The sequence below is a fragment of the Leuconostoc lactis KCTC 3528 = DSM 20202 genome (genome assembly GCF_014651235.1).
Lineage (GTDB): Bacteria > Bacillota > Bacilli > Lactobacillales > Lactobacillaceae > Leuconostoc > Leuconostoc lactis.
Window position 1 is genome coordinate 21989 of record NZ_BMWM01000018.1, and the last position, 10113, is coordinate 32101.

General features: G+C 40.8%; 8 protein-coding genes, 3 tRNA genes and 1 pseudogene. 11 read left to right on the forward strand and 1 reads right to left on the reverse strand.

Annotated features, from left to right (window positions below):
- Positions 1 to 47 precede the first annotated feature (47 nt).
- The 4 genes from lysS to IE039_RS05935 all read left to right on the forward strand — a co-directional run bounded on the left by lysS (position 48) and on the right by IE039_RS05935 (position 1985).
- Complete coding sequence (lysS, locus tag IE039_RS05920) at positions 48 to 1529, forward strand: lysine--tRNA ligase (RefSeq protein ID WP_029509554.1); 1482 nt, start codon at positions 48 to 50, stop codon at positions 1527 to 1529.
- An 83-nt stretch (positions 1530 to 1612) separates the two neighbouring features.
- Positions 1613 to 1685, forward strand: a tRNA-Asn gene (locus IE039_RS05925).
- Positions 1686 to 1812: 127 nt separating this feature from the next.
- Positions 1813 to 1885 (forward strand) — tRNA-Asn (locus IE039_RS05930).
- Between the two features lie 27 nt (positions 1886 to 1912).
- Positions 1913 to 1985: transfer RNA gene (locus IE039_RS05935), tRNA-Thr, on the forward strand.
- A 78-nt stretch (positions 1986 to 2063) separates the two neighbouring features.
- Here the strand turns inward: IE039_RS05935 and IE039_RS05940 are convergent.
- Positions 2064 to 3245 carry an MFS transporter gene (locus tag IE039_RS05940; RefSeq protein WP_189428892.1) on the reverse strand — a complete coding sequence of 394 codons (1182 nt, stop codon included), beginning with the start codon at positions 3243 to 3245 and terminating at the stop codon, positions 2064 to 2066.
- A gap of 291 nt (positions 3246 to 3536) precedes the next feature.
- Between IE039_RS05940 and IE039_RS05945 the strand changes: the two genes are divergently transcribed.
- From IE039_RS05945 to IE039_RS05965, 7 genes and pseudogenes are all read left to right on the forward strand, one after another.
- Complete coding sequence (locus IE039_RS05945) at positions 3537 to 4859, forward strand: APC family permease (protein ID WP_010004296.1); 1323 nt, start codon at positions 3537 to 3539, stop codon at positions 4857 to 4859.
- A 140-nt stretch (positions 4860 to 4999) separates the two neighbouring features.
- On the forward strand, positions 5000 to 6391 hold the full coding sequence (locus IE039_RS05950) for a DUF2130 domain-containing protein (RefSeq protein ID WP_189428893.1): 1392 nt from the start codon (positions 5000 to 5002) through the stop codon (positions 6389 to 6391).
- A 132-nt stretch (positions 6392 to 6523) separates the two neighbouring features.
- The gene (locus IE039_RS08385; RefSeq protein WP_019040616.1) at positions 6524 to 6904 is read left to right on the forward strand and encodes a phospholipase D-like domain-containing protein; all 381 of its coding nucleotides are present in this window, start codon (positions 6524 to 6526) and stop codon (positions 6902 to 6904) included.
- A gap of 22 nt (positions 6905 to 6926) precedes the next feature.
- On the forward strand, positions 6927 to 8249 hold the full coding sequence (locus IE039_RS05955) for a helicase-related protein (RefSeq protein WP_229782841.1): 1323 nt from the start codon (positions 6927 to 6929) through the stop codon (positions 8247 to 8249).
- Positions 8250 to 8271: 22 nt separating this feature from the next.
- A complete protein-coding gene (locus IE039_RS08390) occupies positions 8272 to 8529 on the forward strand; it encodes a hypothetical protein (protein ID WP_229782842.1) in 258 nt (85 codons plus the stop codon).
- A 2-nt stretch (positions 8530 to 8531) separates the two neighbouring features.
- Complete coding sequence (locus tag IE039_RS05960; RefSeq protein WP_010005772.1) at positions 8532 to 9086, forward strand: DUF4391 domain-containing protein; 555 nt, start codon at positions 8532 to 8534, stop codon at positions 9084 to 9086.
- A 1-nt stretch (position 9087) separates the two neighbouring features.
- A pseudogene (locus tag IE039_RS05965) lies at positions 9088 to 9834 on the forward strand (site-specific DNA-methyltransferase); the annotation flags it as partial.
- Positions 9835 to 10113 lie beyond the last annotated feature (279 nt).

The following is a 10113-nucleotide window of genomic DNA, read 5'->3' on the forward strand; positions in this document are numbered from 1 at the left end:
CCAGAATATAATGGAGGAAACGTGCTCAATTTGAGCACTCTAAAAATATGGCAGAAGAAAAAGCCCTCAACGATCAAATGTTGGCCCGTCGCCAGAAGTTGGCAACGCTTGTTGACGATTTACATTTGGATCCATTTGGTAAGCGATTCGAACGCACAGCAAAGGCGCAAGAATTGCATGACTTGTACGATAACAGTACATTAGAAGAATTAGAAGCTGAACCACATGAAGTTGTGATTGCTGGTCGGATGATTGCTAAGCGTGGCGCTGGTAAGATCATCTTTGCTGACTTGCGTGATGTTTCTGGTAAGATTCAAATTTATGCTAAGCGTGACGATTTGGGTGATAACTACCCAATCATTAAGCGGGCAGATCTTGGTGATTTCCTTGGTGTTAAGGGGATTATGATGAAGACTGAAGCCGGTGAATTAACGGTTTTGGTGACTGAATTGACACATTTGACGAAGGCTTTGCGCCCAATGCCAGATAAGTTCCATGGTATTGCCGATGTGGAAACACGTTACCGCAAGCGCTATTTGGATTTGATTGCCAATGAAGACTCATTCAAGAAGTTCCAATTGCGGTCAAAGATTATTTCAGCTATTCGCGCTTACATGGATTCACAAGACTTCATGGAAGTGGAAACACCAATTTTGCAAACTGAAGCTGGTGGTGCTGCGGCACGACCATTTATCACGCACCACAACGCGCTTAATATTGATATGTACATGCGGATTGCCACAGAACTGTACTTGAAGCGTTTGGTTGTTGGTGGTTATGAACGTGTGTATGAAATTGGTCGTATCTTCCGTAACGAAGGGATGGATCCTAAGCACAACCCTGAGTTTACAACAATGGAAACTTACGCGGCGTACATGGATTTTACCGATGTGATGGATGAAACGGAAGGCATTTTCAAGGCAGCGGCCGCTGTTGTTTCCGATGACTTGAAGGTTACTTACCAAGGGACAGAAATTGATCTTGGCTCAAAGTTTGCCCGTAAGCACATGGTTGACTTAATTAAGGAACAAACAGGGGTTGATTTCTGGCAAGACATGTCTGTTGAAGACGCTCAAAAGTTGGCCGATGAACATCACGTGAAGTACGAAAAGTATTGGGGTGTTGGCCACATTATCAACGCGTTCTTTGAAGAATTCGTTGAAGACACGTTGGTACAACCAACATTTGTCTATGGTCACCCAGTTGAAGTGTCACCATTGGCTAAGCGTAATGCAGAAGACCCACGCTTTACGGACCGTTTTGAATTATTCATTATGGGTAGCGAATATGGTAACGCCTTTACAGAATTGAACGATCCAATCGACCAACGTGCCCGTTTTGAAGCCCAAGTGGCCGAACGCGAAAATGGTAACGATGAAGCTGAAAACATTGATGAAGATTTCATCGAAGCTTTGGAATACGGTATGCCACCAACAGGTGGTTTGGGTATCGGAATTGATCGTTTGGTGATGTTGCTAACAGACTCTGACACGATTCGTGATGTTTTGTTGTTCCCAACAATGCGTTAAAATATTTTCAATTTAAATGATAAAAAGGCTTGACATAACGATGGATTATTAGATATAATAATTAAGTTGTGTTAAGCAATTATTCCGACTTAGCTCAGTTGGTAGAGCACCTGACTGTTAATCAGGTTGTCGCCGGTTCGAGCCCGGCAGTCGGAGTTTTATGAGAAGCAAACCTTAAATGGTTTGCTTTTTTTGTGTCATTTTTTAGCGCATTTTTTCGTCAAAAAGTGTTGACAAAATATGGCAAAGCTGGCATAATTAAATAGTTGTGTTAAGCAATTATTCCGACTTAGCTCAGTTGGTAGAGCACCTGACTGTTAATCAGGTTGTCGCCGGTTCGAGCCCGGCAGTCGGAGTATCCGATAACTTAAAGTTATCGACTTGCCGATGTAGCTCAGTTGGTAGAGCACGGGTATCGTAAACCTGGGGTCGGAGGTTCGAATCCTCTCGTCGGCATCCCGTCAAAGCATGATCACTGTTATCCAAGTGATCATGCTTTTTTTGTCGCAAAAAAACCAGTTGTTTATCAACTGGTTAGACGGTTTTAGGTTTAAAGCGAACGGTTAAGGTTAACACGCTGGAAATGGCTAAAATAACGGCCACAAAGGCATACGGTAAACTACCATCGATATCAAGCAAGGCACCACCTAGAATCGGGCCGACAATGTTACCGATACTCGTCAGAGACATATTAAGGCCGTTAATTAAGCCTTGTTGTGCTTCGTTAACGTGAGAGAGCAGTGTGGTAATGGCAGGCCGTAAGACGTCAAAGCCGACAAAGACAATTAAGGTAGCGATAAAGACTTCCCATTTGCTTTGGGCAAATAAAATCCAAATAATGGCGACAAAGCCGGCAATGAAGCTTAATCGAATCACGCGTAATTCACCGAGATGGCGGACTAACGCATCAAAGAAGACCACTTGGAAGATCAAAGACATGACACCGTTTACAATTAGGAACCAAGCAATTTCCGCTAAATCAAAACCACGGACATCATGGAAATAAAGTGAGAACATATTATCAAAGGCTGCCAGGCCAAAGGAAGCTACCAAGATCATCAGGAGCAACATCACTAAGGCCACTGACCAAAAGTTAGGCGCTGGCGTTGCGAGCTCAGCCTCGGGCTTTGTTGGATCTTGGTGTAAGCGTAGTTGTGATTCAGCTGGCATGAAGCAGATGAAGACAATAAAGGCAATCAAGCCCATAACAGCAGATCCATAAAAGGGGAAGGTGAGGTCGATATTGGCTAACACACCACCAATGCCAGGCCCCAAAATAATTCCGCCACTAAAAGAAGCGGATAACCAGCCGATCACGCGGGCGCGATTTTTTAGAGTGGTCATATCAGCGGCTAACGCGGTAATGGATGGCATCGATAAGGCGGCGGCTAAACCACCGAGCACACGGGCAAAATTTAGATACCAGAGTGATTGCCCGATACCGATGGCAAAAACAGCTTCCGAGATGGCAAAAAGTAACAGCCCAGCCGCAATGATGGGGATGCGGGCAAACTTATCAGATAACCGCCCAATAATGGGTGAGGCGATAAATTGCACAGCAGCAAACAAGGCCGACATAATCCCCATATCCATTGCCGTGAGGTCCATCTCTGTTTTAATATAAGGTTCAACTGGGATGACCAGTCCGATTCCTAACATAGTCAGTAATTGCGAGCCCACGAGTAAATAAAGTGCACGTTTTTGAATGCTTGTCATAAACCACCTTTTCTGATGTCGTCCTAGCATCTGTATAAAAAAGTGGACGTCATGAGCTAGACGTCCAAACTTTGCTAACGATGCGGTGTTGACGCAGACCGTAGCCTGTCATCAACCTATTGTCTTTACCTTATCAATTGGTGGGGCGGTTGTCAAACTATGGCAGTGGTCACGAGCTGTTGGGTTGTTTAAAAACGTTTAAATATTTAAAAATGTTATGGGTTTGTCATTTTTAAACTGGTATGATTGAAAGATGTAATGCTATTTTTAGAGTGAAACAGGGGAATAAACATGGCGACGGATCAAAAACTTAATCGCACCATGACATTAATACCGGCAATCTCGACTGTGATGGGCACAGTGATTGGCGCCGGCGTATTTTACAAAGCCTCAAGTGTGGCATCAGCTACAGGTTCAACCAGCATGTCGTTATTTGTCTGGTTGCTTGGTGGCTTGATTAGTTTAGCGGCTGGTTTGACTGGCGCTGAATTGGCAGCGGCTTTGCCACAGACCGGTGGGATGCTTGTTTATATCGAGCGCGCATACGGTAAGTTGGCGAGTTATTTGCTCGGTTGGGCGCAAATCATTATTTATTTCCCGGCAAGTATTGCGGCTAAAGGGGTCATCTTTGGAACACAAGTCGCCAATCTACTGCACTTGGGCGCGGGCGCGATTATTCCTTCAGGCGTTGCCGCACTGGTCTCAGTTGCGCTAATTAACATGCTTGGTTCAAAGGTGGCCGGACAGTTCCAAGCGGTGACTTTGTTCTGTAAGCTTATTCCATTGGCCTTGATTATTATCTTTGGGTTGTTGCAACCAGGGGGCGTCGATGTGTCGTTGTTCCCAGTAACACCAGGACATGAAGTTGGCGGTTGGGCCGCTGCTTTGGGTGGTGGTTTGTTGGCCACGATGTATGCCTATGATGGTTGGATTCACGTTGGTAACATTGCCGGTGAAATGAAGCATCCTTCACGCGACTTGCCACGGGCGATTGCGGGTGGTTTGTTTGGGATTATGATTATCTATTTGCTTGTGAACTATGCGTTCTTGCATGCCTTGCCATTCCAAGATATTCAAGGCAACGAAAACACGGCAATGGATGCGGCCCAAGTCATTTTTGGTGGCTTTGGTGGGAAGTTAATTACCATCGGTATTTTGATTTCAATTTATGGGACGTTGAACGGCTTCACGATGACCGGTATGCGTTTGCCTTATGCGATGGCCTTGGAAAACAGTTTGCCATTTTCAAATCAATTGCTCAAATTAAACCGCTTTAAGATTCCGTATGTGGCGGGGATCTTTGAATTGATCGTGTCGATTGCTTTAATGTTTGTCGGCGGCTTTGACATGCTCACAGATATGTTAATCTTTGTCATCTGGATTTTCTACACGCTAGTCTTAGTGGCGGTGATTAAACTCCGTCGCGATGAGCCAGATTTGCCACGACCATACCGTGTGCCGCTTTACCCTGTCATTCCAATTATTGCCATTTTGGGTGGGGTATTCATTATTGTCATGACATTGTTGACGCAGTTCCAATTGGCCATGAGCGGTGTGCTAGCCACATTAGTCGGCCTACCACTCTATTTCTACCGGAAACGGCATCAAAAATGAGATTAAGCAAAGCATCTGAGTTATCAGGTGCTTTTTTTTATTGTTAGTGACCGAACTGATACGGGAACGCGCAGTAGGTTTGCTATAATGAAAGCAGTAGCTCATCGTTTGAGGTGGGCATTTGATAGAGGTAGATCATCATGACAAAAGTTAAATTCCATATTGCATCGCAAACCGAACTCGTCCTTGATCAAGACGCCCATGCTGGGGATGTCATTGATCTCACGGATGAACAAAATATTGATACGAGTATTGTCAACGGGAAGATTGCTGATATTTTAGAAGATAAATTAGCGCAAGCACGCGCAGAATGGCTTAAACAACAAGAAAAGCAAGCTGCCGCTGAGCTGGAAAATCACTTGCAAGCGCAAAAACAGACTATGCAAGCCGAGTTAAACGAGAAGGCGCAACAAATTGTCGCCTTAGAAACGAAGTTAGACAATTTAATGCAGCAGAACGCTGCAGAATTGCAGTCTCAGCTCGTGCAAAAGGAGTTGGCTATCCAAGACACCTTAGCTAAAAAAGACGCAGAAATCGCGCAATTAGAAGCGAAATTTGACGCTGCCAAGCAACAAGGGCAAGCTGAATTGGAAACGGCATTGGTTAAAAAGGATGCAGCCGTGCAAGCCGAATTGGCAACGCGGGATAAAAGACTGGCGGAATTGACGTCGCAGTTGGAATTGAAAGAACAAAAACAACAGTTAGAACTAACGAACGTGCAGAACCAGTTTGAAGCGCAGTTAAAAGTCGCCCAAGAACAAATTGAATTCTATAAGGACTTTAAGGCACGGCAATCGACCAAAGAAATTGGCGAAAGTTTGGAACAATACGCGATGACCGAGTTTAACAAGATTCGGTCTTATGCTTTTCCTAATGCCTATTTTGAAAAGGATAATACGTTATCGGAAACCAATTCAAAGGGGGACTTTATTTTCCGTGATTACCAAGATGGGGTGGAATTTATCAGCATTATGTTTGATATGAAAAACGAAGCCGATACGACAGCAACCAAGCATAAGAACGCTGACTTTTTCAAGGAATTAGATAAAGATCGCCGCGAAAAGAATACCGAGTATGCCGTATTGGTATCAATGCTGGAAGCGGATAGTGACTTATACAATACCGGTATTGTACAAGTGCCAAACTATGAGAAAATGTATGTCATTCGCCCGCAATTCTTTATTCAGTTCATCGGGGTGTTGCGTAATGCTGCCCTGAACACGGTGGCGTACAAGCAGGAACTCGCGCAAGTCCGTGAACAAAACATTGATATCACGCATTTTGAAAGTGATCTGACAAACTTCAAGCAGGCTTTCGGTAAAAATTATCAAAGTGCCTCAAATAACTTTAAGAAAGCGATTGAAGAAATTGATAAGTCAATTGCTCGGATGGAGGCAGTCAAAAAAGCCCTCACCACTTCAGAAAACCAATTGCGCTTGGCGAACGATAAACTGGAAGATGTCAGCGTTAAGAAATTAACGAAAAACAATCCAACCATGAAAGCGAAGTTTGATGCGCTTTTAGGGGAGTAAGGTAGGATTGATTGTCAGAATTTAATTGGGATTTAAACGGTTAAATTCTACTATGTATGTCTTTCTAGTACTAATAATTGAGAGCACCTTTCTAACACATATTAAATGATGGAATGAATGATGGAATGAATTATGAAAAATTTTGACAATAAAACAAAACGTTTAGTGGATGATTTAAAAAGTGAATTACACAAAGGTAATAAGCTAAGAATTGCGGCGGCTTCTTTTTCCATATATGCATACGAAGCATTAAAAAATGAATTATCTAAAATCGATGAATTGCAGTTTTTATTTACAAGTGATCTCTTCACTAAAGAGAAGGCACCCAAAGAGAAACGTGAATTTTTTATTCCGCGATTGAACCAAGAGCAGAAGATTTATGGGGATGATTTTGAAATTCAGTTGCGAAATGAATTATCTCAAAAAGCAATTGCAAAAGAGGCGGCAGATTGGATTAGACAAAAAGCAAAATTCAAGTCCAAGACTAACCAATTTAAATGTGACTTACAATGACTTATTTGCCTATATCGACCGAATGAATTTGGAAGTCTATAATCCACTGAAGTATGTCTATCCCTCAAAGCTCTCGAAATATATTGATGATAGTCGTCCGAATGCAGGCAGTTGGGCAAACCGTGAAAAAGGGCGTAATCAGTTAATGATTACTAACTTGTTGAAACGTGCTGAAAGTTCAATCTATGCCTTTAAATTAACAAGTCAACGTATTCTAGAGAATATCAATCAGAAGTTAGCAGCTATCGCACAATTTGAGCAATATAAATCTGAACAAATTGTGGATACGGCCAATGAGTCAGAAGATGATGAATTTACGGTTGGAAAAGACTTGAAAATCGATATTGCTGATATGGATTATATTTCATGGCGTCAACAACTACTTGCCGATAAAGAAGTCTTTATAGAAATGTTAGATGTCGTTGAAACCATAACACCGGCAGATGATTTAAAATTAGCAGAACTTAAAGCACTTATTCAAGATAAGACTCATCACCCAATTAATCCGGGTAACAAGAAAGTTCTGATTTTTACAGCATTCGCTGATACTGCGGATTATCTTTACGATAATTTACAAGATGTACTATTAAAAGAAAATCAGACCTATACCGGGCTGATTTCAGGGACGCGAACTGCCTCAAACATTCCTGAAGGTAACAATGATTTCAATGAGTTATTGACACTTTTCAGTCCCAAATCTAAACATCGAGATGCGCTTGGTTTAGTTGGTGAATTAGATATCGTGATTGCCACAGATGTGATATCTGAAGGACAAAATTTACAAGATGCCGATTATTTGATTAACTATGATATTCATTGGAACCCTGTGAGAATCATTCAACGATTTGGTCGAATAGATCGTATCGGATCAAGTAATACAAAAATCCAAATGGTGAATTTTTGGCCGGATATTACGTTGGACGAATATATCAACCTCAAAGCACGTGTTGAAAATCGTGCCAAGTTGGTTGCAATTTCTTCAACAGGAGAAGATACACTTGATAATTCCGATCCTGATATGGTCTATCGAAAAAAGCAGCTGCAAACGTTACAAAATGAAGTACTAGATCTTGAGGAAATGTCTAGTGGTATGAATATTCTTGATTTGGGATTAAATGAATTTCAACTAGATTTACAGCAATTGCGTGAAAAATACGGCGATTATGACGCCAAGCCACTAGGAATTCATGCAGTAACACATGCCGATGAACAGCATCCATCAGGTGTTATCTTTATTCTAAAAAACCGAAATAATGCGATGAATATTGATAGACAAAATCGTTTACATCCATTTTATTTTGTCTATATTGCTGATAATGGTGAAAATTGTATCAAATCACTTTAATCCCAAGCAAATACTAGATGATATGCGTTTTTTGACAAAAGATAAGGGAACACCAATCAAACAATTGACGCAATCATTTAATCAAGAAACACAAGATGGTCGTGATATGTCACATTATTCTAATCTATTGAATCAAGCTATTAATTCAATGGTGGACATGAAAACAGAAAAAGATGTGGATAGTTTGTTCTTGGACGGGCCAACAACTGCGCTTGAAAATGATGTGCATGGTCTTGATGATTTTGAGTTGATTGATTTTCTTGTTGTGAGGGGAGAGTAGGCATGATCATTGCGTTACCACCAACAACATTGGTCAATCGTATCGTTCCAAAAGATCGATTTAAATTCACTGATGCCACTAAAATTAATCGTATACGGTGGGTGGCAAAACTTGCCGCCAACACACTTAACATATCTACACCGCATTTATTAGAATTAGAGATATTTGCCGTTGATATGCCAGAATTTGATCAGACAGTGCTTATAAAAATTCAGGAAAAGATACCACATTGTATCTTATTTATTGTTAACGATAACTGGATTGGGATGATATATCAGGATAAGCTATACGGGCGCGTATTTCAAGAACAGTTAACGATTCAAGGGCTCGATTTGGACGCTGTTCGGGAGCACTTTATACGACAAATTCTCAACTTACCAGTTAGTACGCACACATTAACTGAGCAAATCAATCAGTATGAGCAAGCGCAGTTGTTACGGGCACAAATTCAGTCACTAAACAATAGTATTAAACGTGAAAAGCAGTTGAATAAAAAACAAGCATTAGCACGACAACGTTATGCATTAGAACAACAACTTAGCGAATTAGGAGAATAAGATGACAGCAAAACCGGAAAAAGTAGACTTATCAGACGTGAAGACACGACGTGTTGATGAGTCACTTATTGAGGAGCTACGAGATTTATTTGCTCGAGCCGAAGATCAAAAAGAGCGTTATGACTTTACTTGGAATGGTAAAGCTAAAGCATACTTTGAAGCTGCAACGCCAAGTACTAAGACATTGCATCCACAGCCAGAAGAAAGCTATGGCTATACTGATGATCAGTATACTGAAAAGTTGAATACTTTTAATGATTCCGAGAATTTATTTATTACTGGTGATAATTTAGAAGCACTAAAACTACTTCAAGAATCGTATCTTAATAAAATTGATGTGATTTACATTGATCCGCCCTACAACACGGGGAAAGACTTTGTCTATCATGATAACTTCAAACAAACTCAAAAAGAAGCCGACGTTGCAGAAGGAAATATTGATGATGATGGTAATCGTCTCGTAAAAAATGATAAATCATCTGGGCGCTATCATTCTGATTGGTTATCAATGATGTATCCACGGTTGAAGTTGGCGCGGAATTTGTTATCTAATACTGGCGTAATCTTCGTGTCAATTGATGATAATGAACAAGCAAATTTGAAGTTGTTAATGGATGAGATATTTGGAGAAGATAATTTTGCAGCTTCAATAATTCATCAACGGGCCAAAGGCGGCGGAATGGCAAAGAGTTTTGTAAAAGCTCATGATTACATTCATATTTATGCTAAAAATGTGAGTGAAATTGATATAAAACAGAAAAAAATTGTACAAACAAAAACTGTAACTATTGATGGCAAAGAGTATTTTATAAATAATGATCTTTTTAGAAGAGGATTTGGTAGAAAAGGACGAGATGTTGAGCATCGGGATTATTTCTATGAAGAACTAATTAAGTTAGATAAATACAGAATTGACGTTGAAAATGGTTTGAAATCAGGAAAGTATTTTTTGCAAGAGGCAGATTGTAAAATTTAAGTTGAACATTTAAGTGGACAGAAAAACCCATCAAGGTCTTTAATGGTGTTA

Coding starts and splice junctions, on each gene's coding strand:
- lysS (WP_029509554.1), top strand. CDS start 48: ATGGCAGAAGAAAAAGCCCTCAACGATCAAATGTTGGCCCGTCGCCAG.
- IE039_RS05940 (WP_189428892.1), bottom strand. CDS start 3,245: ATGACAAGCATTCAAAAACGTGCACTTTATTTACTCGTGGGCTCGCAA.
- IE039_RS05945 (WP_010004296.1), top strand. CDS start 3,537: ATGGCGACGGATCAAAAACTTAATCGCACCATGACATTAATACCGGCA.
- IE039_RS05950 (WP_189428893.1), top strand. CDS start 5,000: ATGACAAAAGTTAAATTCCATATTGCATCGCAAACCGAACTCGTCCTT.
- IE039_RS08385 (WP_019040616.1), top strand. CDS start 6,524: ATGAAAAATTTTGACAATAAAACAAAACGTTTAGTGGATGATTTAAAA.
- IE039_RS05955 (WP_229782841.1), top strand. CDS start 6,927: ATGAATTTGGAAGTCTATAATCCACTGAAGTATGTCTATCCCTCAAAG.
- IE039_RS08390 (WP_229782842.1), top strand. CDS start 8,272: ATGCGTTTTTTGACAAAAGATAAGGGAACACCAATCAAACAATTGACG.
- IE039_RS05960 (WP_010005772.1), top strand. CDS start 8,532: ATGATCATTGCGTTACCACCAACAACATTGGTCAATCGTATCGTTCCA.